Origin of the sequence: Mycobacterium sp. SMC-4, from assembly GCF_025263265.1 — a bacterium.
In the GTDB taxonomy this organism is placed as follows: Bacteria; Actinomycetota; Actinomycetes; order Mycobacteriales; family Mycobacteriaceae; genus Mycobacterium.
This window is the reverse complement of sequence record NZ_CP079869.1, coordinates 593,545-615,582: the sequence shown is the minus strand read 5'-3', so window position 1 is coordinate 615,582 and position 22,038 is coordinate 593,545. Positions and strand designations below refer to the sequence as shown.

26 protein-coding genes are annotated in these 22,038 nt (G+C 69.0%); 10 read left to right on the top strand and 16 right to left on the bottom strand.

The window, feature by feature from the left end:
• Together KXD98_RS03055 and KXD98_RS03050 are read right to left on the bottom strand one after the other, a co-directional pair.
• A complete protein-coding gene (locus KXD98_RS03055) occupies positions 1–672 on the bottom strand; it encodes a DUF2064 domain-containing protein (protein WP_260761822.1) in 672 nt (223 codons plus the stop codon).
• Complete coding sequence (locus KXD98_RS03050; protein ID WP_260761821.1) at positions 669–1,325, bottom strand: glycosyltransferase family 2 protein; 657 nt, start codon at positions 1,323–1,325, stop codon at positions 669–671. The genes KXD98_RS03055 and KXD98_RS03050 overlap by 4 nt, the downstream gene beginning before the upstream one ends.
• Before the next feature lie 103 nt (positions 1,326–1,428).
• On the opposite strand from KXD98_RS03050, the gene KXD98_RS03045 reads away from it, so the two are divergent.
• The gene (locus KXD98_RS03045) at positions 1,429–2,133 is read left to right on the top strand and encodes a response regulator transcription factor (RefSeq protein WP_260761820.1); all 705 of its coding nucleotides are present in this window, start codon (positions 1,429–1,431) and stop codon (positions 2,131–2,133) included.
• Positions 2,120–3,142, top strand: a complete 1,023-nt coding sequence (locus KXD98_RS03040) for a cell wall metabolism sensor histidine kinase WalK (RefSeq protein ID WP_260761819.1) — start codon at positions 2,120–2,122, stop codon at positions 3,140–3,142. Before KXD98_RS03045 ends, KXD98_RS03040 begins: the two co-directional genes overlap by 14 nt.
• Positions 3,143–3,228: 86 nt before the next feature.
• Here the strand turns inward: KXD98_RS03040 and KXD98_RS03035 are convergent, their stop codons facing one another.
• From KXD98_RS03035 to KXD98_RS03020, 4 genes are read right to left on the bottom strand one after another with little or no spacing between them, the layout of a single operon-like run.
• Positions 3,229–4,356 carry a nitronate monooxygenase family protein gene (locus tag KXD98_RS03035; protein WP_260761818.1) on the bottom strand — a complete coding sequence of 376 codons (1,128 nt, stop codon included), beginning with the start codon at positions 4,354–4,356 and terminating at the stop codon, positions 3,229–3,231.
• A 30-nt stretch (positions 4,357–4,386) separates the two neighbouring features.
• Positions 4,387–5,427, bottom strand: coding sequence for an NAD(P)-dependent oxidoreductase (locus tag KXD98_RS03030; RefSeq protein WP_260761817.1), 1,041 nt, complete (start codon positions 5,425–5,427; stop codon positions 4,387–4,389).
• Positions 5,424–6,200 (bottom strand): S-methyl-5'-thioadenosine phosphorylase, encoded by a 777-nt coding sequence (locus KXD98_RS03025; protein ID WP_260761816.1) that lies wholly within the window; start codon positions 6,198–6,200, stop codon positions 5,424–5,426. Before KXD98_RS03025 ends, KXD98_RS03030 begins: the two co-directional genes overlap by 4 nt.
• A 5-nt stretch (positions 6,201–6,205) precedes the next feature.
• Positions 6,206–6,409: a hypothetical protein gene (locus KXD98_RS03020; protein WP_260761815.1), complete on the bottom strand. Its 204-nt coding sequence runs from the start codon at positions 6,407–6,409 to the stop codon at positions 6,206–6,208.
• Positions 6,410–6,451: 42 nt separating this feature from the next.
• Here KXD98_RS03020 and KXD98_RS03015 point away from each other — a divergent pair, with 42 nt between their 5' ends.
• The 7 genes from KXD98_RS03015 (at position 6,452) to KXD98_RS02985 (ending at position 12,387) form a co-directional block, all read left to right on the top strand.
• A complete protein-coding gene (locus KXD98_RS03015) occupies positions 6,452–7,321 on the top strand; it encodes a 1,4-dihydroxy-2-naphthoate polyprenyltransferase (RefSeq protein WP_260761814.1) in 870 nt (289 codons plus the stop codon).
• Between the two features lie 100 nt (positions 7,322–7,421).
• Complete coding sequence (locus KXD98_RS03010; RefSeq protein WP_260761813.1) at positions 7,422–8,426, top strand: MoxR family ATPase; 1,005 nt, start codon at positions 7,422–7,424, stop codon at positions 8,424–8,426.
• A 9-nt stretch (positions 8,427–8,435) separates the two neighbouring features.
• On the top strand, positions 8,436–9,302 hold the full coding sequence (locus KXD98_RS03005) for a DUF58 domain-containing protein (protein WP_260761812.1): 867 nt from the start codon (positions 8,436–8,438) through the stop codon (positions 9,300–9,302).
• Positions 9,292–9,765, top strand: coding sequence for a hypothetical protein (locus KXD98_RS03000; protein WP_260761811.1), 474 nt, complete (start codon positions 9,292–9,294; stop codon positions 9,763–9,765). Before KXD98_RS03005 ends, KXD98_RS03000 begins: the two co-directional genes overlap by 11 nt.
• Positions 9,756–10,769, top strand: coding sequence for a hypothetical protein (locus KXD98_RS02995; RefSeq protein ID WP_260761809.1), 1,014 nt, complete (start codon positions 9,756–9,758; stop codon positions 10,767–10,769). The genes KXD98_RS03000 and KXD98_RS02995 overlap by 10 nt, the downstream gene beginning before the upstream one ends.
• Positions 10,766–11,680: a VWA domain-containing protein gene (locus KXD98_RS02990; RefSeq protein WP_260761808.1), complete on the top strand. Its 915-nt coding sequence runs from the start codon at positions 10,766–10,768 to the stop codon at positions 11,678–11,680. Before KXD98_RS02995 ends, KXD98_RS02990 begins: the two co-directional genes overlap by 4 nt.
• Complete coding sequence (locus tag KXD98_RS02985; protein ID WP_260761807.1) at positions 11,677–12,387, top strand: hypothetical protein; 711 nt, start codon at positions 11,677–11,679, stop codon at positions 12,385–12,387. The genes KXD98_RS02990 and KXD98_RS02985 overlap by 4 nt, the downstream gene beginning before the upstream one ends.
• Here the strand turns inward: KXD98_RS02985 and KXD98_RS02980 are convergent.
• Complete coding sequence (locus KXD98_RS02980) at positions 12,384–12,722, bottom strand: ester cyclase (protein ID WP_260761806.1); 339 nt, start codon at positions 12,720–12,722, stop codon at positions 12,384–12,386. The two genes, KXD98_RS02985 and KXD98_RS02980, sit on opposite strands and share 4 nt — an antisense overlap.
• Before the next feature lie 201 nt (positions 12,723–12,923).
• A complete protein-coding gene (locus tag KXD98_RS02975) occupies positions 12,924–13,271 on the bottom strand; it encodes a DUF4229 domain-containing protein (protein WP_260761805.1) in 348 nt (115 codons plus the stop codon).
• Between the two features lie 48 nt (positions 13,272–13,319).
• Between KXD98_RS02975 and KXD98_RS02970 the strand changes: the two genes are divergently transcribed.
• The gene (locus KXD98_RS02970; protein WP_260761804.1) at positions 13,320–13,484 is read left to right on the top strand and encodes a hypothetical protein; all 165 of its coding nucleotides are present in this window, start codon (positions 13,320–13,322) and stop codon (positions 13,482–13,484) included.
• Here the strand turns inward: KXD98_RS02970 and KXD98_RS02965 are convergent.
• The 8 genes from KXD98_RS02965 to KXD98_RS02930 form a co-directional block, all read right to left on the bottom strand.
• Positions 13,469–14,623, bottom strand: coding sequence for a MinD/ParA family protein (locus tag KXD98_RS02965; RefSeq protein ID WP_260764948.1), 1,155 nt, complete (start codon positions 14,621–14,623; stop codon positions 13,469–13,471). The genes KXD98_RS02970 and KXD98_RS02965 overlap by 16 nt on opposite strands.
• A gap of 187 nt (positions 14,624–14,810) precedes the next feature.
• Positions 14,811–15,782, bottom strand: coding sequence for a c-type cytochrome biogenesis protein CcsB (ccsB, locus tag KXD98_RS02960; protein WP_260761803.1), 972 nt, complete (start codon positions 15,780–15,782; stop codon positions 14,811–14,813).
• On the bottom strand, positions 15,779–17,332 hold the full coding sequence (locus tag KXD98_RS02955) for a cytochrome c biogenesis protein ResB (protein ID WP_396883088.1): 1,554 nt from the start codon (positions 17,330–17,332) through the stop codon (positions 15,779–15,781). The genes ccsB and KXD98_RS02955 overlap by 4 nt, the downstream gene beginning before the upstream one ends.
• 128 nt (positions 17,333–17,460) lie before the next feature.
• A complete protein-coding gene (locus KXD98_RS02950; protein ID WP_260764946.1) occupies positions 17,461–18,183 on the bottom strand; it encodes a cytochrome c biogenesis CcdA family protein in 723 nt (240 codons plus the stop codon).
• Between the two features lie 50 nt (positions 18,184–18,233).
• Positions 18,234–18,836: a TlpA disulfide reductase family protein gene (locus KXD98_RS02945; RefSeq protein WP_260761802.1), complete on the bottom strand. Its 603-nt coding sequence runs from the start codon at positions 18,834–18,836 to the stop codon at positions 18,234–18,236.
• Positions 18,833–19,462, bottom strand: coding sequence for a histidine phosphatase family protein (locus KXD98_RS02940; protein WP_260761801.1), 630 nt, complete (start codon positions 19,460–19,462; stop codon positions 18,833–18,835). The genes KXD98_RS02945 and KXD98_RS02940 overlap by 4 nt, the downstream gene beginning before the upstream one ends.
• Positions 19,459–20,763: a glutamate-1-semialdehyde 2,1-aminomutase gene (gene hemL / locus KXD98_RS02935; RefSeq protein ID WP_260761800.1), complete on the bottom strand. Its 1,305-nt coding sequence runs from the start codon at positions 20,761–20,763 to the stop codon at positions 19,459–19,461. Before hemL ends, KXD98_RS02940 begins: the two co-directional genes overlap by 4 nt.
• A gap of 57 nt (positions 20,764–20,820) precedes the next feature.
• Entirely contained in the window at positions 20,821–22,035 is a 1,215-nt protein-coding gene (locus KXD98_RS02930) for a Dyp-type peroxidase (protein ID WP_260761799.1), read from the bottom strand.
• Positions 22,036–22,038: the final 3 nt, after the last annotated feature.

Here is a 22,038-nt window from a genome sequence, read left to right as displayed (position 1 = left end):
TTACAGCCCTGCCGCTCTGGTCGCGGCGGCGAATCGACTGTCCGGAGCGCAACACCGCCGCACGCCCTCGACGTCGGCGACGGTGTCGACATCGGCCAGTTCCTCGACCAACGCGACCCCATATCCTTTGTTGCGCAAAGCTTCCAATGTCAGCGCGCCGGTATCGGGCTGCGACATCGGCACCGGCCGCAGGCATTCGGCCATCACCGCCGACCGCACTCCCAGCACCCACCAACCGCCGTCAGCGGCCATGCCCAACACCGCCTGGGCATCCCCGAGACCGGCGGCGCAGCCGGCGATCAGTTCGCTGCTCACCTGCGGGGTGTCCATCCCGATCTGCACGATCGGATGCTCACCGGCAGCGGCGGCGGCATCGGCGTGGGCGCAGACCAGGCGCTCGGCGAAGTCGGTCCCCCGCTGGGCCACGACGGCGAACGATTTCAGGCGCTGCCGGATCTCCTCGGAACGGCACGCACGCTGCAGGTCACCGGTCATGGCCACCACCCGCGCCGAGACCGGGGCGGCCGCCACGGCATCGAGGGTGTCGAGCAGCGCTGCCGCGGCCACATCGGCTGCGGCCGCGTCACCGATCGACGCGGCGAGCCGGGTCTTCGCCAACCCGGGCACCGGAGCCTTGGCCACCACGAGCACGGTCGTCGGCGGTGGTGTCACGAGATCACCCGCCAGAAGTCCAGAGCCGCGGTGACACTTCCCCGCATTGAACCGGACACCTTCGACCGGCCCCCTGTACGCGGGCCGTACCTGACGTCGCGTTCCACCACGTGCCAGTCCCCCGCAGCCGCTCGGACCAGCAATTCGAGGGGATACCCGGATCGGCGGTCGTTCACCCCGAGTTCGAGCAGCCAATCCCGGCGCGCCACTCGCGTCGGGGCGATGTCATGCACCGGTAAGCCGTGGCGCTGACGCAACCGCCAGCACACCGCGGCGGTACCCCACCGGGCATGCCACGGCCATTGCAGGCCTGGCACCGGACGTCGGCGGCCGACCACCAGGTCGGCACCCCGATCCAGTTCGGCGACCAAAGCGGGAAGGTCGCCGGGGTCCAGCGAACCGTCGGCGTCGATGACCGCCACCACCGGCGTCGTCGCCGCCACAACGCCGGCATGCACCGCGGACCCGTACCCCGGCCGGGGCTCGAAGACCACCGTCGCCCCGTGGGCACGGGCGACCTGGGCGGTGTCATCGGTGCTGTTGTTGTCGACGACGAGCGCCCGATACCCATCCGGGATGGCGTTCAGCACACCGGGGAGGGACTCGGCCTCGTCAAGGCATGGCAGGACCACCGTGACCGCACACTCGGGCATAGCTCCCGACGGTAGGTCAGCACCCTGGGGGTGCGCCGTGCCATCGCTGACAAAACCGTGACATCCACGCAGGTAACCGCCACTGCGCGCTAACCTCGGAGTGGTGACCCGTGTGCTGATCGCCGACGATGACGACGTGGTTCGCAACGTCGTGCGTCGCTACCTGGAGCGCGACGGCTTGGAGGTGTCCACCGCCCACGACGGCAGCGAGGCCCTGCGACTGCTGCGCGCAGAGCGCTTCGACGTCGCCATCCTCGACGTGATGATGCCCGGCCCCAGCGGTCTGTCGCTGTGCCGCAGCCTGCGCCGCGGCGGGGACTTCTCGGTGCCGGTGATCCTGCTGACGGCGCTGGGCGAAGAGGACGATCGGATCGCGGGCCTGGAGGCCGGCGCCGACGATTACCTGACCAAACCGTTCAGTCCGCGCGAGCTGGCGCTGCGGGTGCGTTCGGTGCTGCGCCGGGCACCGGCGAGCACAGCGGCGCCCGTGCAGATCCAGGCCGGCGACCTGGCGGTGTCGGCCGCGTCGCGCACCGTGTCCGTCGGCGGCACACCGGTCAGCCTGACCAACCGGGAATTCGATCTCCTGCTGTTCTTCCTGACCCACACCGACACCGTCTTCACCCGCGAGGACCTGCTCAAACAGGTGTGGCACTGGGACTTCGGGGACCTGTCGACGGTGACCGTGCACGTCAAGCGGCTGCGGTCCAAGCTCGGCGACCGGCACCGGGTTCAGACGGTGTGGGGCCGCGGCTACATGTGGGCCTCCGACGAGTCGGGTTCCGGACACACGGATGCCGCCAGCTGAGCTGCTCGAGATCGTCGGCTGGGCACTGGCGTGCTCGGTTCCGGTGGTCATCGTCGGCGCTGCGGTGATCCGGTTGGCCCGCTCCTGGTCGCTGGCGGTCAGCATGGTGGCACTGGTGTTGATCCCGGTGCTGGCGACATTTGCCGGTGTACTGGGCGCCAGCGGATCCATGGTCACCGGGACCTTCGAGCGCACCGCCGTGGTGCTGGTGGTGGTATCGATCGTCACCGTCCCCGCGGCGGTGATGCTGGGCCGCTACCAGGCCCGGCGCACGGTGTGGGAGGCCGAGATCCGCGACTCAGAGCGCGCCGCCGAACAGTCCCGACGGCAACTGGTGGCGTTCGTCAGCCACGACCTGCGCACACCGCTGGCCGGGATCCGGGCGGTGTCAGAGGCACTCGCCGACGGTCTGGTACCCGCCGACGAAGTGCAGGTACACGCCAAACAGATCGAACACGAGTCGGTGCGGCTGAGCGAGATGGTCGACGACCTGTTCGAGATGTCGAAGATCAACGCCGGAGCGATGACGCCCTCGTTCAACAAGGTCGCACTCGACGAGGTGGTCGACGACGTGCTGGCCGCACACCGCATCGCCGCCGAACGCGCGGGCGTGCGTCTGCATGCCAATCTGCCCGACCAGCCGGTCCGGGTGCGCGGCAGCGACCGGGCCCTGGTGCGGGTGCTGTCGAATCTGGTGGCCAACGCGATCGCCCATACCCCGACCGGCGGACGGGTGGACCTGACGCTGGGCTCTGACGGGGATTCTGCGTGGGCCCGGGTCGACGACACCGGCGTCGGTATCGACGAAGCCGACCTACCCCGGGTATTCGACGTGGCCTACCGCGGATCGAACAACCGTGTGCCGCGGGCGGATTCGTCGCTGCCGAGCGGGTCGGGCCTGGGCCTGGCGATCGCGGCGGGCCTGGTGCAGGCGCACCGCGGGACGCTGTCGGCGCGAAATCTGGCCACCGGGGCACGCTTCGAGGTGCGGCTGCCGCTGGCCGACTGAGTTCCGTTGCCGCGGCCTCGCGAAAGTGCAGCCACGGTAGTCGTCACACGGGCGGAACTACGCTGGGTGCACCTTGGCGGTGATGGTCAGCCGGGCAGGGAGTTGCTCAGCCGCTCCGCGGCGACCAGGTAGTCCTCGATGAACTCGCGCACGACTTCGCGGGCCGGCTTGACCTTGTTCATCAGTCCGACGCCCTGCCCGACGAAGTACGTGGCCAACGCCTGCGCCCCTTCATGGCCTTGGGCGGCCAGCACGTCGATACGGCGAATCACCGGCTCGCACAGCATCGACTGCAAAGGCAACGGCAGCGGCTGCTGACCGTCCTTGGCGGGCTTCCAGGCATTCGTCCAGTCCGACACCAGCTGACGCGACGGCTTGCCGGTGCGACCCGCCGAACGCACGGTGTCCCGCGAGCTGGCGGCCAGCATCTTGGCCACGGTGTGCGGCGCGGTCTCGGCCTCCTCAGTGGTCAGCCACACCGAGCCGGTCCACGCTCCCGCCGCGCCGATGGCCACCATTGCGGCCATCTGCCGACCGGTGACGATGCCGCCCGCGGCGAGCACGGGCGTCGAACCACCCGCCGCTGCTACAGCTTCTACAACCTCCGGGACGACGACGAGCGTGCTGACCTCCCCGCAGTGGCCGCCGGCCTCGGTGCCCTGCGCCACGATCAGGTCCACACCCGCGGCGACCTGCTTGACCGCGTGCTCCTTGGCGCCGACCAGCGCCGCGACCGGGATGCCGCGTTCCTTGCCGGCCTCGATCATGTAGTCCGGCGGCACCCCGAGCGCATTGGCGATCAGCTTGATCGGGTGTGACAACGCGACGTCGAGCAGTTCGCGGCCGGTGTTGCCGGACAGCATCGGCTTACCCAGCCGGCGCTGCGGCTCGGGCTCGATGTCGTGGGCGCGCAGCAGGTCATCGACGAGCTCGCGATAGTCCTGCGGGATGCGTTCGGCGAGATCCTCACTGGAGAGCTTCTCGCCCTTACCCTCGAACTTGGCAGGCACGATCAGGTCCACACCGTAGGGCTTGCCGCCGACCGCCTCGTCGATCCACGCCAGCTCCTGGTCGAGCTGATCGGGACTGTAAGCGGTGGCGCCCAGCACCCCGAATCCACCGGCATTGGTGACGGCGGCCACCACGTCGCGGCAGTGGCTGAACGCGAAGAGCGGGAAGTCGATGCCGTACTGCTCACATAGTGCTCTGCTCATGCCGCCAGTATGACTTGACAGGTGTCAAGGCTAAGCGGTGACCCCCCGCAGCGGGGCCGTGGCGAACTCGACCAGCCCGTCGACCGGATCGATCGCAGCACGAAAACCGAGTTCCCGCACGGCCTTAGACGGATCCGCCACGATGTGGCGGACGTCGCCGTCACGGTAGGCGCCGGTGATCAGCGGGGTCATGCCGCCGTGGGCGCGGCACAGCGCGCTCGCCACATCGAAGATGGTCACCGGACGGCCCGAGCAGACGTTGAACGCGGCGAAGCCCGCGGGATCCGCGTGCACCGCAGCCACGTTGGCCGCGGCGACGTCGTCGACGTGGACGAAGTCACGCATCTGCCCACCGTCCTCGAAAACTCTTGGGGATTCGCCTTTTTCAAGCGAAGATCGAAAGATCGCCGCGACCCCCGAGTATGGGGTGTCGCGGGGCATCCCCGGTCCGTACACGTTGTGATAGCGCAGCGCCACCACCGAGCCGTCACACGCCTGAGCCCAGGCCAACGCGTAATGCTCCTGCGCGGTCTTGCTGGCCGCGTACAGGCTGCGCGGACGCAGAGCCGCGTCCTCACCCACCAGCGCCCAGTCGACCTGCTCACCGCCGAGCGGACAGCGATGATCGAACACACCGGCGTCGAGGTCCTCGCGCCGCCGGGGCATCGGATCAACCTCACCGTGCTCGGCGCAGACGAAACGACCTTGCCCATACACCACCATCGACGATGCCAGCACCAGCCGCCGACACCCCGCGGCGAACATCTGCGCCAACAGCACCGCGGTCCCGAAGTCGTTGTGCCCCGCATATCTCGGGGCGTCGGCGGCGTCCACACCCGCACCCACCACCGCAGCCTGATGACACACCACGTCGATGCCGGCGAGGACGTCGGCGACCGCGGCGGCGTCACGCACATCCACGTGCCGCACGCCCTCCGGGACGACGGCGTCGTCGCCGTGCGCGGCCGAGAGCATCGCGTCGACGGCGACGACCTCATGCCCGGCGGCGGTCAGCGCGGCATGCACCCGGGCGCCGATGAACCCCGCCGCGCCGGTCAGCAGCACCCTCACGGGAGCTCGATCGGCAGCGACACCCCGTCGTGCGGCAGGCAGTGTGTGCAGGTGCGCTCGGCGGCGACGGCGTCGATGGCCTCATGCACCAGCTTCTTGAACGGCACCAGGTTGCGCTGGAACTCGGCGAACACATCCACTGCACGAACCCCCTGCCCGGAATCGATTCCGGCATCCAGGTCGGTCACCAATGCTATTGCGGCATAACAGATTTCAAGCTCACGGGCCAGCACCGTCTCCGGGTAGCCGGTCATGTTGACCAGCCGGAAACCCTGACTGGCGAACCACCGACTCTCGGCGCGGGTGGAAAACCGCGGACCCTGAATCACCACCATCGCCCCGCCGTCGACGACGCCGGGCAGATCGGTGACCGCGGCGCGCAACGTCGGGCAGTACGGATCGGCGAAATCGACGTGGATACCGCCGGAATCGAAGTAGGTGTCGTCGCGTCCGGACGTGCGGTCGACCAGCTGGTCGGGCACCACGATCGCGCCGGGACCCAGCTGCGGGTCGAGGCTGCCTACCGCGCACGGCCCGAAGACCCGCCGCACTCCGAGCGCGCGCAACGCCCACATGTTGGCGCGATAGGGCACGGTGTGCGGTGAGAACTCGTGTCCGACACCGTGGCGCGGCAGGAAGGCGACCTCGTGGGCGCCGACGGTGCCCACGGTGATCGGCGCGCTCGGCGAACCGTAGGGCGTGTCCAGGCTGACCGCCCGGGCGTCGGAGCCGAAGAACGAGTAGAAACCGCTACCCCCGATGACTCCCAGCACCGGCGTTACTCGTCAGACTGTTGGGCCGCGCGTCGCGCACTGTCGCGGATCTCGAACACATCGGTGGCAAAGCCGCCGATGGCGTTGGCGACGTCCTTGACCGCCGTGGTGATGATCGTGGTGACCTCACCGACGGCCGACGCGCCGGCCGACACGATCTCCTGGACCGCGTCCTTTCCGATCTCGGTCTTGCTCAGTCGCTCGTCCATGCGCTCAGTCTGCCACGGTCGCGACCTGCAAGACTGACCGTCGTGGCCACTATCGCCCAGTGGGTCGAGGGTGCGCGTCCGCGGACGCTGCCCAACGCTGTCGCGCCCGTCATCGCAGGGACCGGGGCCGCCGCGCATGTTGACGCGGCGTCGTGGTGGAAGGCGTTGCTGGCGCTGCTCGTCGCGCTCGGCATGGTGGTCGGGGTCAATTACGCCAACGACTACTCCGACGGCATCCGCGGCACCGACGATGTGCGGGCCGGGCCGCTGCGGTTGGTCGGCTCGAAGCTCGCCGCGCCGCGGGCGGTGCTGACGGCGGCGGTGGTGAGCCTGACGCTGGCGGCGGTAGCCGGACTGGTGCTGGCGTGGGTATCGGCGCCGTGGCTGATCGCGGTCGGTGCGATGTGCATCGCCGGCGCCTGGCTCTACACCGGAGGCGCCAGGCCCTACGGGTACCGGGGGTTCGGCGAGGTCGCGGTGTTCGTGTTCTTCGGGCTGGTCGCGGTGCTGGGCACGCAGTACACCCAGGCGCTGCGCGTCGACTGGGTGGGCGTGACGCTGGCCGTCGCGACGGGCTGCCTGTCCTCGGCGGTGCTGGTGGCCAACAATCTGCGCGACATCCCGACGGATGCGCAGACCGGCAAGATCACCCTGGCCGTGCGCCTGGGCGACGCCCGTACCCGGGTGCTGTTCCAGGTGCTGCTGGCGGTGGCGTTCGTGTTGACGCTGGCGCTGGTGTTCGCCACGCCGTGGTGTTTGGTGGGCCTGGTCGCTGCGCCGCTGGCGGTGCGCGCAGCCAGGCCGGTGCGTGGTGGTCAGGGCGGCCGGGAGTTGATCCCGGTGCTGCGCGACACCGGGTTGACAATGCTGGTGTGGGCGCTGGCGGTGAGCCTCGCACTCGCCTTTTCCTAGCGGTTTCAGCGCGCTTTACGACACCCAGCGTCGCTTTACGCGCCGAAATCACAGGTGGTGAGCGGTTTGCGGGCCAGATTGGCGTGGTACATAGCCCGGGATGAATGCTGCGCCTGCGCCCCGCGACACCGCTGAGCATGTCCGCGCGGCACAAGAGGTGGTGGCGGCGCTGTCGGAAGCGTTCTCCGCGAAGGTGGTGGGTCAACAACACCTGCGCGAATCGCTGCTGATCGGCCTGCTCACCGGGGGCCACGTGCTGCTCGAGAGCGTGCCGGGACTGGCCAAGACCACCGCCGCGCGGGTGATCGCCGAATCCATCGACGGGCAGTTCCGCCGCATCCAATGCACCCCGGACCTCCTGCCCAGCGACATCGTGGGCACCCAGATCTACGACGCGTCGAACGGCTCCTTCGTCACCCAGCTCGGGCCCGTACACGCCAACATCGTGTTGCTCGACGAGATCAACCGCTCCAGCGCCAAAACTCAGAGCGCGATGCTCGAAGCCATGGAGGAACGCCAGACCACCATCGCCGGCACCGTCTACCCGATCCCGGAGCCGTTCCTGGTCATCGCCACCCAGAACCCGGTGGACCAGGAGGGGACCTACGCCCTCTCCGAAGCCCAGACCGATCGCTTCCTGATCAAGGAGATCGTGCGTTACCCGTCGCCGGAGCAGGAGGTCGAGGTGCTGATCCGCCGCGACGCCGGGCTCTACGACAAAGACCACCGCACCCGGGCGGTGGCCACCCTCGAACAGGTCCGCAGGCTGCAGCAGGTGGCCCGCGACGTCTACATGAGCCGCGAGTTGATGCTCTACGCAGGACGCCTGGTCGGTGTCACGCGGGAGCCGGCCAAGCACCTGCCCTCGCAGCTGGCCCGGCTGATCGACTACGGCGCCAGCCCGCGCGCAACCATCGCGCTGTGCACCGCGGCCCGCGCGCTGGCCGTGCTCGCGGGCCGTAACCACGTCCTGCCCAGCGACGTCGCCGACGTGGCTCACCGAGTGCTCCAGCACCGGCTGATCCTCGGGTTCGAAGCGGCCAGTGCCGGCGTCACCGCCGACCGGGTCATCGACGCGACGCTGCAGGCAGTGCGGGTGCCCTGAGGGGGCCGCGTGGGCAAGCACCTCAACCGGGCCAGGTCGGTCTTCGGCTCCGATACCCGCGGCATGCTCGAAGGCGGACGCCACGCGCTGCTGCACACCCGGACCCTGGAATTCGACGAGCTGCGGCCCTACGTCCCCGGCGACGACGTCCGCGACATCGACTGGAAGGCCTCGGCCCGTTCCGGTCACGTGCTGATCAAGCGCTTCGTCTCCGAAACCCACCACAAGGTGCTGTTGGTCGCCGATGCCGGAACCAACATGACCGCCCTGGCACCCAGCGCAGAACGCAAGTGCGACATCGCCACCCACATCCTCGGTGCCGTCGGACTGATCACCCTGGGCCGTGCCGACGAGATCGGGATGGTCTACGGCGACGCGCGCGGCAGCATCAACGTACGGCTGCGGCGCGGCGAGAACCATGTCGAAGGCCTGCTACAGCGCTATCACGCCCACACCGCCCAGCAACGCGGCCCCAGCGACATCAGCTGCCAATTGACTTACGTGGCAGAGCATTACCGGCACGCCATGCTGATCATCGTCGTCTCCGACGAACCCGAACCCGACCCTGCCCTCGACGAACTGCTGACCCGGCTGAGTGCCCGCCACGACATGATGTGGGCGATGGTGGCCGATCTTGCGGCGGTGGCCGTCGGCGCCGACGGGGGCTTCGACGTGTCGACCGGTCGACCGGTGCTGGGGCCGGCGGCGACCGACCCGCGGGTCGTGGCCGCCTACCGGCGTGCCGAGCAGCAGCGCGCAGCCCGCGTCACAGAGATGATGACGCGCCACGCGATCCCCCACACCACCATCGGCTCAGGCGGCGACATCCGCTCCCGGCTGGCCGAAATGACCCGGGTGTACTCCCGTGCCGGATGATCTGCTGCGCTTCGTCAGCGGCCCACCCGGTTACTCACCCTGGTGGCTGGTCCTGGGCTTGATTCTGCTGGCACTGGTGATCGCATGGTGGACAGCAGTTTTCGTGGCGACGATGCCGTCGGCGCGCTTACGCCGCATGTCGGTGGTGAGCGGTCTGCACGCCCGGGTTCTGCGGTACCGGTTCGCCCGGACCGCCGCAGCGCTGGGCCGACAGCATCGCGACGGCGAGTTGACCGACGAGCAGACCGCCGCGGCGCTGAGCCGCATCCTGCGCAGTTTCCTGCATCAGGCCACCGGTCAGCCTGCCCAGTACATGCACGTGCGCGCCATCGCCGCTGCGGATCTGGGCGCAGCGGCCCCGTTACTGGAGGCGCTGGGTGATGCCCGGTTCGACCGAGCGTCGCACGCCGATGTCGACCAGTTGGGCAGCGCCACCGAAGAATTGATCCGCACATGGCGCTGATGTGGTGGCCGGTCGCGGCCGTGGCCGTGATGCTGTTGATCGCAGCGATCGCACTGGCAGTGTTGACACCGACCAAACGGACTGCCCAGCAGCGGTATCCGTTGGCCAACACCGTCAGGCTGACCCGGCTTCCCGAGTACCGCTCCGTCGTTCGCCGCCAGCTGCAAGCCACCGCGATGGTGCTGGCGCTGACCATTCCGTTGTTCGTCGCCGCAGTGCTCGCCAGCGCGCGGCCGACCGAATCGGTGCTCGACGCCGCGGGAGCCGAACGACGCACCGACATCATGCTGTGCGTCGGGCAACCGGTCACCGACGAGTCCTCCGCAGAGTTCCTCGGCTACTTCGCCCGGCAGGTCGGTGCGTACGGCGCCGAACGAATCGGGCTGACGTCGACCAACCGGCGGGTGATACCGATGACGCGCGATTATCAGTTCGCGGCCGGCCGAATCGGCGAATATGCGCAGCTGGCCCGACTACGCGCCGACGCCGAGGCCGGAACTCTGGCACCGCCCGGGGCGCTGACCCTGCGAACCCGTGCGGCGTCGTTTTCGCCGACGATCACCTACGGCGACTACGCACCGACGGTGGCCGACGTCCTCGCGTTGTGCCTGACCGGCTTTCCCGGCTTCGAGGCCCCCGGCGACACCCCACGCTCGGTGATCTACCTGGGGCCCGGGGACCTACGCTCCCCCGACGACAACAGGCCCTCGCTGTATGACGACACAGAAGTCGCCGACCTGGCGCGGCAGGCGGGGGCGCGCATCGATGCCGTCGCCACGCCGGGCCGCTCCACCGAGACGCTGAGCTCGCTCGCCTCCGACACCGGCGGACAGTTCGTCCGACTCGACCCCCAGCAGCTACCCGCACAACTCGACGAGATCATGGCCGATCTGCGGGACTCCGGTGACGCCGCGGACCGGCGCGACGCGCCGGTGCCGGCACTGCTGGTGGCTGTGGCGGTCAGCGCTCTGCTGGGCGTGGCTCTGATGGCGGTGCGGCGATGACGTTCGATCCGGTCGCCCCGGCGCCCGCACTGGCGGTGATCGCCGCGGTGTTGCTGGTGCTGCGTCTGGTGACGCTGCGCCCGGCGGTGACCACCGGAGCGGAATCGGTGTCGCGGTGGGCCGCGATGACGACTGCGATGCTGCTGATGTTGCTGGCCGCCTTCCGTCCGGGCCTCGGTGACGTCGCCGAGGAGACGAGCCCGGCGGCCGCGTCGCGCGGGGGTGCCAACGTGTTCTTCGTTGTGGACCGCTCGGCGGAGTCGGCACTACCGGATTGGGACGGCGCACCACGGTTGACGGGTATGCGCCAAGACATGGTCGAGCTGATGCAGAGTAACCCCGACGCCCGGTTCGCGGTGATCTCGTTCGCGTCGCGACCGGCGATCGACTGGCCGCTCTCGGGTGACACCTGGAGTCTGGAGCCGGTGGTGGCGGCGATGAATCCGTATCCCGCAGACCCGGATGAGCAGGTCAATCCCGGCGCGGCAGCCAATGTGCTGCGCTATCAGCTGATCGCCGCGCGTCAGCAGTACCCGGCTGCGGACAACCTGGTGTATTACTTCGGTTCGGGCGCCGCGGCGCCCGACACCCCGCAGGGACAGTTCCAGTCCGGCGGGGTCGACGGCGGCGCGGTGTTCGGCTACGGGCCACGAACCGGTCAGGCCGAACTCGGTGACATCGCCGGCCAGCTGGGCCTGCCCTACCTGCAACGATCTCCTGGGACCGATGTGCCGCAGGCACAGACGCATTCGGCCGCCACCGCAGTGGCCGCCGACTCCGGGACACCTCAACGTCGCGAGTTCTACTGGCTGTTGACCATGGTGGCGGCGGTGTTGCTGCTCGGTGAGATCTATCTGTCGGTGCGCGATCTGCGTCGCGCCCGGGCGACCCAGCGGCAGGTGCTGTCATGACACCGGCCCGGCTGCGGTTGCGGCGACGGCTGCTCGTCGCCTCAGCGCTTCCCGCACTCGTTGTGCTGATGGTGGCGGCCAAGCTGATCTCGGTGGTGATCGCGGGCAACGCGGCTCAGCGCGACTTCGCCGCGGGTCGCGCCGACGCGATGGCAACCGATGTGGCGATCCTGCAGATGCTCGACGTCATCGAGCCGTCCACCACCGCATTCGCGGCGGGCAGCCTCGCCGTCCTCGACGAGAAACTCGACGCGGCCGATCGGCACTTCACCGAGTCGCTGGCAGCTACCGCAGCCGGCGCGTCGTGTGCGGTACGGGTCAACCTCGCGCTGGTACGCGAACGCCAGGGTGACATCGACGCCTGGGAAGCGCGGCTGGATGCCGCCCGCACCCAGTACGACAGTGCGTTGGGGGTGATCGCCGCGGCGCCCTCGGGTTGCTTCGCCGGCAATCAGGACCCCGATCCGCAGCGCCGGGCGGTCCGCGAAGACGCGGCGGCCCGGATCGAGGCGAAGATCCGGGGCCTCGGCACGGTGACACCCCTCACGCCACCGTCGCCGCCGGCCCCGCCCGTCGCTGCAGCGCCGCCGCCGCCCGCGATCACCGACGTCCCGGATTCCCCCCGTGACGAACGTCAGCTCGAACCCGAGGGCACCGATCCGCTGGACACGCTGCGGCGACTGTTGGGCGACGCCGCCGGCGGCTAACCACGCGCCGAGCCGTTCCAGTACTCGACGATCCTGCCGTTGGCGATCCGGACGATGTCATTGCCGGTGTAACGCACCGGCCCGTCCTTGGTGGAACCGGTCCCGATCCACCGACCCGCCACGAACTCACCGTCGTAGAGCGGACCCACGTCCATCACGCACTGCAGTTCCTTGAATGCGTCACGGGTGTCGTCGACGAGAGACTGCAGTTCGGAGGGGCCGCGGATATCGCGGTTGGGCCAATGCCCGACGAAATCGTCGGACACCAGGTCCGCGGCGCGACACCGCCCACTCCACAGATCGGTCACCCACCGTCGGAACAACATCTTGTGCATCACCCCTGGTCGGGGACCGCTGACATTTCTGTGACCGCCGAGGTACCTCGGTCGGTCGGCTACCTGCCGCTCACTCATGTGACGCCGATTACCCGAAAGGGCCGGACGTTATTCCTCCGTGATGTTGCCGAGCAAACATCGACGTTGCCGCATCCGATTGTTCTCACACTCGGAAACCACTGGTAGATAACGAAATCAACGTCAGGAGGACGAGCCCGGAGCACCCTTTGCATCATCGTCGGGCCGTTGCGGCGCGGCCTCACCCCGCAGCCGGGCCCGCAGCTGCTCGCGGTCGCGCCGACGACGCTCATCCCAGACCGCGATGCTCGCGGTGGCGCGCTGCCGCAGCGGTGCGAACAACCAGATGCCCAGCGGAAGCCCGATCACGATGGCGAACAACAGCGCCATCACCACCGGAAACTCTCGGACACCGAGCAGATGTCCACCGCCGATGATGACCGCGGTCAACACCGCGACCAGCACCAGACGGGCCGCGGTATAGGCCAGTACGTCGAAGAGCAGGCGTGTTGTCGGGCGTGGCTCGGACACGGTCTGAGCCTACCGAGGACGCGTATATTGACTGTAAGGAGGTTTTTGGTGGCGTATTTGGTCCTGATGCTCGTTCTGGCCGCCGTCGTCTATGTGGGCTGGCGGGTTACCCGGATGGCCGCGAACAGACCGCGTACCCGGGTGATCGGTCCAGACGATGATCCGGATTTCCTGCGGCGGATCACTCCCCGCGACGATCAGCCGCGGTCCTGAGCCGGGTCGACCGACGAGGCGCCGGTCGGATGACCGGAGCCCGGAAAGCCGGCGGCCACCGCCGCCGCGAGTTCCAGCAGTGCCGCACGGGTGCCCGGACGTAACCGATCCAGGCTGATCTCCGCGCCTTCCTCCAGATGCGGGTCGAACGGCACCACGCACACCGAACGGCAGCGCCGAGCGAAGTGGTCCACCACTTTTTTGATGTCGACCTTGCCGCCGCCCCGGGCACTGCGCGGCCTGACCCCGTTGATGACGGCGATCGAATGGCGAACCATGTCCTCGTGACCGTGCGCGTCCAGCCAATCCAGCGTCGACGAGGCACTGCGGGCGCCGTCCACCGAGCCTGAACTGACCACCAGCAGCACATCGGCGCGTTCGAGCACCGCCGACATCACCGAATGCACCATGCCGGTGCCGCAGTCAGTCAGCACCACGCTGTAGTACTGCTCGAGCAGTTCCACCGCGCGGCTGTAGTCCTGCGCGCTGAACGCCTCCGACACCGACGGATCGCTCTCCGATGCCAGCACCTCCAGTCGGCTGTCGCCCTGCGAGGTGTACTGGCGGACATCGCTGTAGGCGCCGATGCCCTCGGCGTCGCGGAGCAGGTGCCGGATGGTCGCCGGGGTTTCCACCGGCACCTTCTGACTGAGCGTGCCGCGGTCGGGATTGGCATCGACGGCGATCACCCGGTCACCGCGCAGCGAGGCGAACGTCGCGCCCAGCGTTGCGGTGACCGTCGTCTTCCCGACCCCGCCCTTCTGGGACAGCATCGCAATGCGGTAACAGCCCCGCAGCGGCCGGGCGGCCTGCTCGACCAGGGCGTGGTGTCGCAAGACCTTCGGGCTCTCGCCGAGATCGATCAGCCCTGCCGAGGCACGGTAGAGCCACTTGCGCCAACCCGCCGACGGGCCACTGCGGGTGTGTCCGAGCAGCGCGACGGTGGAAAGCTCCCCCGACTGCGGCGGGGCCGACGCCGGCTGCGGCGGGGCCGACGCCGGCTGCGGTTGCGGCGGGTTCAACGGCACCGGCGGCTGGGGTGCGGGCGGGGGCGGTCCCGGCAGCTGACCCAGCGGCGGCGTGGCCAGCAGCCCCTCGGGCGGGGTCGGCGCCGTCCACTCGGCGGGCACGACCGCCATCGGGTCGGTGAACCGTTGCTGTGCCCGAAAGCTGGTCGGCACGTCAGACAACGGTCGATCCTCCTTCGCTTCGCACGCTCTCGATAGCCGACGCTACCGAAAGAATCGGCTCAGCCGCGCGCCTCGACTGTCGGCTCAGCCGACGCCGCCCAATTTGTCGGCTCAGCCGCGCGCCTCGATTGTCGGCTCAGCCGACGCCGGCATACGAGTGCAGGCCCACCGTCACCAAATTGATGAAGAACAAATTGAACACCATCGCGACCAGCCCGATCACGTTGATCCAGGCCGCCTTACGGTCCCGCCAGCCGGCCGTCGAGCGGGCATGCAGATAGGCCGCGTAGAGCACCCACGCGATGAACGACACCGTCTCTTTCGGGTCCCAGCCCCAATAGCGGCCCCACGCTTCCTCCGCCCAGATCGCGCCGAAGATCACGCCGAACCCGAACACCGGGAACGCGAAGATCGTCGTGCGGTAGGCAATGCGATCCAGCAACTGCGCGTCGGGCAGCTTGGCCACCAGCCGGCCCAGCGCATCCGCACGTTCGGGCCCGCCGAACCGAGACATTTTGAGCAGGAACAGGATGCTGGCCACACCCGCCACCAGGAAAACTCCGGACCCCAGGCTCACGACTGATACGTGGATCGGCAACCAGTAGGACTGCAGGGCAGGCATCACCGGTGCGGCGTGCGAATACAACCACTTGCCCGAGACTGTCAGCAGGATCAACACCGGCACCAACACGAACACCCACAGCGACCGGTACTGCGGTCGGCGCAGGACCACGGCCGCAGCCACCAGACCACACCAGCAGGTGAGGTTGATGAACTCATACATGTTGCCCCACGGCACCCGCGAGGTGGACAGTCCGCGCAGCACGATGCACGCCAGCAGCAACAGGGTGCCCACATAGACCAACGCGACGCCGCCCGACCCGATGCGTTCGTCGACGCGACGGCGGGGGACATCGACGACCACACCCGGGCGGGCGCTGTCGGCGCTCACCCCGGCGTTGACCAGATCCCGGCTCTCCACCCTGCGGCTACGGCTGTAGGCCAGTTCCACCGCCAGCAGCAGCAGCGCCACCAGCAGAACCAGCACCGACGAGGTGAACGCCAAGTCGGAGTAGCGGGCCAACCCGATGTCGACGGTGGTGTTCATGCGCGATCTGCCTTCTTCTCGTCCTGCGAGTGATCGGTACCCGGCCCGGCGCCGACGTCGTCCAGCAGCCGTGCGGTCAGCCGCTCGAACTCCTCACCCCAGCCGGAATTGTCGGTGCGGGCCAGCCCGCCCAGCTCGACGTTCACGGTACCCGGCGACCCCGGCGTCAACCGAACCCAGACGCGTCGGCGCCGGATGATCAGCGACACCAGCAGCCCGCCCATCATGGTCATCGAGAACACCAGCACCCAGATCTGGGCAGGATCGTGGGAGACCTGGAGGTTCACGAACGGGGTGGCACCGTCGAAGCGGACCACGGTTCCGTCCTCGAGCCGAGTGTCCTCGCCCGCTTTGAGGTTGACGCGCGCCATCTTGGTCAGCCGGCCCTGACCGATCATCCGCTCGTCGAGGTTGAACAACGACTGCGGTCGGCCGGTGTCGAGCCCGGTGTCGCCCTTGAAGATGTCGATCGCGACGGCCGGGTCGTTGAGCTCCGGCCAGCGCGACGACAACAGCGTGCCGTCGAGCTGGGCGGTCGGGGCGAACAACCCCTGGATGGCGATCTGGTTGCGGCGACGCTCGCGCTCGTCGGAGTAGATGCCGCCAGGTGGGTCGAAGCGCATCGCGCCCGAGGACAGCAGCGTCATCTGGTCGTCGGGTCGAAATTGCACGGTCTGGCTGCGGATCTGCCCGTCGGGGAAAGTCACCGTCAGCGTGGGGGCGTAGCCGTGGCCCTGCAGATAGACTCGGTCTCCGCCGACCCGCAGCGGCTCGTTGACCTGTAACCGGTAGGGCTGCCACGTCCCGGTGGTCAGGTCGTCGCCGGCTTGGTAGTCGATGTCGGCCTGGAATCCGACTGCCTGACCGTTCTCCGTGTAGGTGGCGGTGAAGTCGTTGACCCGCACACAGATCGGATACAGCGAGGTGCCGTCGACCGTGTTGCCGGCGCGGAACGAGTCGAACGCCGCCGGAGAGGCCGAACAGAAACCCGGCCCCCCGTCAGCGATGACGATGACGTTGCCCTCGTAGCTGAACATCTTGCCCGCCGCGATCGCCACCAGCAGTCCCAGCAGCGAGAAGTGGAACACGATGTTGCCGAACTCGCGTAGATAGCCCTTCTCCGCGGAAATCTCGGTGCCCGATGTCGCGGCGTCTTTACGTACGGTGCGGCGCCACCCGCGCAGACGCGCGTCGACGGCGGAGGCGATCGCGTCGACGCCGGTGCCGCTGACCTGCGCCTCGTGGTGCTTGGGCAGCCGGGCCAGGTTGCGCGGCGCGGCCACCGGGACTGCGCGCAGGCTGCGGACGTGCTCGAACAGTCGCGGGGTCAGGCACCCGACCAGCGAGATGAACAGCAGTACGTAGATCGCGGTGAACCAGATGCTGGAGAACACGTCGAAGGCCTGCACCCGGTCCAGCCACGGACCCAGCGTGGGACGCTCGGCGATGTACTCGGCGACTTTGGCCTCGTTGAGGCTGCGCTGCGGCAACAGTGCGCCCGGGATCGCCGCAAGCGCCAGCAGGAACAACAGCACCAGCGCGGTGCCCATCGACGTCAGGGTGCGCCAGGTGTTGCGCACGCCCGCGAGCAGTCGCGAAAGCCCCCATCTGGGGCCTTTTTTGGGAGTTTGCGCGTCTGCTCGCGCAGAGGGCGGTGCCATGCCGGGGGAGGTGGTCATCAGATCGGGAGCCTGACGTCGCTGACGAACGCGTCGCGGATCCAGGACACGAAATCGTTCCACAGCCCCGTCACCAGCGCGGTGCCGACGACGATCAGCAGGATACCGCCGAAGACCTGGATGCTGCGGGTGTGCCGGCGCAGCCAGCTCAACCCGGTGACCGCACTGGACGAGCCGAAAGCCAACAACACGAACGGGATTCCCAGACCCAGGCAGTAGGCCAGGACCAGAACCACCCCGCGCGCTACGTTGGCCCCTTCGGTGGCCGAAGCCACCGCGATCACGCCGGTCAGCGTGGGCCCCAGACAGGGCGTCCAGCCCAGCGCGAACACCGCGCCCAGCAGGGGGGCGCCGGCCAGCGTGGAGATCTGCCGCGGCGCGAAGCGGGTGTCGCGTTGCAGCACCGGGACCAGACCGATGAACACCAGTCCCATGAAGATCGTGACGACGCCACCGACTCGTTGCAGCAGCAACTGATTGGTGATCAGCGTGGTCGTCATGCCCAGCACCGCGACGGTGCCCATCACGAACACCACGGTGAACCCGGCCACGAACAACGCCGCCGCACCGGCGACCCGGACCCGGGACCGGCGCACCGCGACCGCGCCAGGGCTGTCCTGCACGCCGACCACCGCGGCCAGATACGACAGGTAGCCGGGCACCAGCGGCACCACGCACGGCGACGCGAAGGACACCAGCCCGGCCAGCACGCTGACCGCCATCGCCAGCAGCACCGGCCCGGTGGCAGTCAATTGGTCGAGCTGATCGAGGTTCACTGCTCGGCAGCCAACCGTTCGACGACCGGTTGCAGGTCCTGGGCCAGCAGTTCCCGCAGGAACACCGCCGCGACACGGTGCGACCGGTCGAGCACCACCGTCGACGGGATGACGGTGGTCGGGTATCGACCGCCGAAGGCGATCAGGGTGCGCATCGGCGGATCGTATATCGACGGGAACGTCACACCGCGATCGATGATGAAGTCACGGGGAGCGTCGATGTTGTTGTCGCGCACGTCGATTCCGAGGAACGCCACACCCTGGTCTCGGGTGGCCTCATACACCTGCTGCAGCTCGGTGATCTCGGTGCGACACGGCCCGCACCACTGCCCCCACACGTTGATGACGACCACCTGACCGGCGAAGTCGTCGAGCGAGAGCGTCCGGTCGGTGTCCATCAGGTCCGGACCCGACAGCGGACCCGGCCTACCCCGCTCAGCCGGCGGATCGTAGAAGATGTCGGTCTGGCCGCCGGGGGCGACGAACTCGAAGGTGCCGCCCTGGGCGACGGCGTCGCTGCCGGTGGCACAACCGGCGAGCACGAAGGTGGCCGCGCACGCCGTCACCAACGCACGCCTCAGGGCCACCAGCCGACTCACTGCCCGGCCAGCTCCGCGTACCCCCAGCCGACACACGCCTCTCCGTGAAAGTAGAACGAGGTGACCGACGCCAGATTGCACAACCGCCGGGTCGGGAAGTGGTGCAGCGGGCGGGCGGTCATCGCGCGCCGCAGCGTCTCGACCGGAAGCTGGTGACTCACACACACTGCTTCGTGGCCGGCGGCAGTCAGGCGCGCCCGGTGCAGCGCGCGGCGCATCCGCGCGGCGATGTCGACATAGGGCTCACCCCAGGACGGGGTGCGCGGATTACGCAGATGCCACCAGTTGCGCGGGTCGCGCAGCGCACCGTCACCCGGCGACACCCGTTGCCCCTGAAACACATTCAGGGATTCGATCAGCTCGTCGTCGGTGACGATGTCCAGGCCGTGCCGGGCTGCGATCGGGGCCGCCGTCTCCTGCGCCCGCTCCAGCGGGGAGGCCACCACGTGGGCGATGTCGCGGTGGGCCAGCCACTCCGCGACGGCCTGGGCCTGCGCCTGACCGCGCTCGGAGAGGTGATAGTCGGGCAGCCGGCCGTAGAGGATCTTGTCGGGGTTGTGCACCTCGCCGTGGCGCATCACGTGCACGACGGTCTTGGTCGATGCGGCGTCGGAGGCGTCGGTCATGCGGGTTTCTGCACCTTCGCAGCGGTGCGGGCGGCGCCGGGCAGCGCCGCGGCGATGCGGTCGAAGGCGTCGTCATCGAGTGCGGTGGAGACGAACCATGCTTCGTAGGCGCTGGGCGGCGGGTACACCCCGGCGTCGAGCAAGGCATGGAAGAACGCCGGGAATCGCCACGTCTCGGTGGCCCGGGCCGAGCCGAAATCGGTGACCGGCTGATCACCGAAGAACACGCTGAACATGTTGCCGGCGCGCGGAATCTGGTGTGCCACACCGGCTTCAGTCAACGCATTGCCGATCAGCGCGACCAGCCGGTCGGCGTTGGCGTCCAACCTGGCGTAGACGGCCTCGTCAGCGGCGCGCAGGGTGGCCAGCCCGGCCGCCATTGCGACCGGGTTCCCGGACAGCGTGCCGGCCTGATACACCGGGCCCAGCGGCGCCAGCCGGCCCATGACCTCGGCGGTGCCACCGAACGCGGCCGCCGGCAATCCACCGCTCATCACCTTGCCGAACGTGAACAGATCGGCGTCGACCGGATCCACGCCGTACCAGCCCGATCGGCTGACCCGGAACCCGGTCATCACCTCGTCGACGATCAGCAGCGCACCGTGCGCGGCGGTGATGCGGCGCAGCGCGGCGTTGAATCCGGGCAGCGGCGGCACCACACCCATATTGCCGGGGCTGGCCTCGGTGATGACGCAGGCGATGTCGGCGCCGACTCGGTCGAAGACGTCGGCGACGGCGGCTTCGTCGTTGTAGGGCAGCACGATGGTGTCGGCCGCGGCCGCACCCGTCACCCCTGGGGACGACGGCAGCCCCAGCGTTGCCACACCCGAGCCGGCGTCGGCAAGCAGCGCGTCACTGTGGCCGTGGTAGCAGCCGGAGAACTTGACGATCTTGGACCGGCCGGTGAATCCGCGGGCCAGCCGGATCGCACTCATGGTGGCTTCGGTGCCGGAGTTGACCAGCCGCAACCGCTCGACGGGAGCGACCCGGTCGATGATCTCGCCGGCCAGTTCGGACTCCGACGGCGTCGGCGCCCCGAAGGACAGTCCGTCAGCGGCGGCTCGCTGCACGGCCTCCACGACGGCCGGGTGCGCGTGACCCAGGATCATCGGTCCCCAGGAGCACACCAGGTCGACGTAGCGGTTGCCGTCGGCGTCGGTCAGTTTGCAGCCCTGGGCCGACGTGATGAACCGCGGGGTGCCGCCGACCGAGGAGAACGCGCGCACCGGGGAGTTCACTCCGCCCGGGATCAGGGCGGACGCGTCGGCGAACAACTTCGCCGACGCCTCGGTTGTGCTCATGTCGACCAGTGTCCCAGCCGGGGCCAAAGCGTCAACTACAGGGTGTAGTGGTAGCGCTCACGGGCCGGCCAGCAGCGCCTCTCCCAGGGTCTGGCCCGGTTCGACACCGGGCAGGATGGCAAACGTCGCCGAACCGATCGTGGTGATCCACGGGTTGAGCCCGTCCGCGGCGGCCAGCCGTTCCTGTACCGGGACGAACTGGGTGGCGGGGTTCTTCTGATAGGTCGCGAAGAGCAGTCCGCTGTCGGTGGTCTGCCCCGGCGCCGGCGGGTCGTCGTAGTTGTACGGCCGACGCAGAAAACGTTCGCCGTCGTGGCGGTGACGCGCCAGCGCGATGTGGGAGTTGGGCGCGATGACCGGTATACCCCCGACCTTGGCCTCGAAGTCCGGCTCGTCGGTCTCGTTGTCCCCGGTCAGCGGGGCACCGTTGGCCAGCCGCCGGCCGACGACCAGCTCCTTGGCGTCTCGGCTGAGTTCGTCCCAGGTGTCCATGATCGCGTGGATGCGCCTCAGCACCAGCACCGTCCCCCCGGCGAACCACTGCTGGTCGGCGCCGTCGTCCCAGACCAGCCGATCGAACTCGTCGGCACTGCGCAGGTTGACCGTGCCGTCGACCTGGCCCATCAGGTTGCGCATGCTGGCGCCGGCCGGGCCGGCCCCGTGGGCGTTGCGGAAGCCGCGCTGCCGCCAGCGCTGCCGCGTCATCGAGCGAACGTTCTTGGTCATCACCCGACCGGCATGCGCGATGGCGACCGGATCGTCGGCACACAACTGCAGCAGCAGGTCACCACCGCACCACCGCGGATCCAACGCGTCGGTGCGAAATGCCGGCAGTTCGGCGGCCGAGGCCGGCTTGCGGTGGCCCAGCCCGGCCCGGTCGAAGACCGTCGAGCCCAACCCCACCGTGACCGTCAGCCGAGCCGGACGCTCGGCCAGTTCGGGTTCGGTGTCGGCCAGCGCCGGCCGGCCTTGGGTCAGCCGCTGCGCATCGGCGGTCCACAGCCGCAGGATCGCCCCGAGGGTGTCGCGAGCGGTGCGGTCCGGCTGTGGGACCAGGTCCAGCGCGATGAACTGGGCATGGGCCTGCGGGGCCGTCGCGACACCCGCTTGATGGGGCCCATGGAAAGCCTCGACCGAACTGCCGAAGCCGTCGGCGCTGACCGCCGAGTTGGCCGGCGCGCATCCTGCCACCCCGGCGGCGGCCAGCGTGGCGGCACTTCCGGTGAAGAAGTGCCGCCGGCTGACCCCCGCCGAGAAGCGCCGATCAGCCATCCG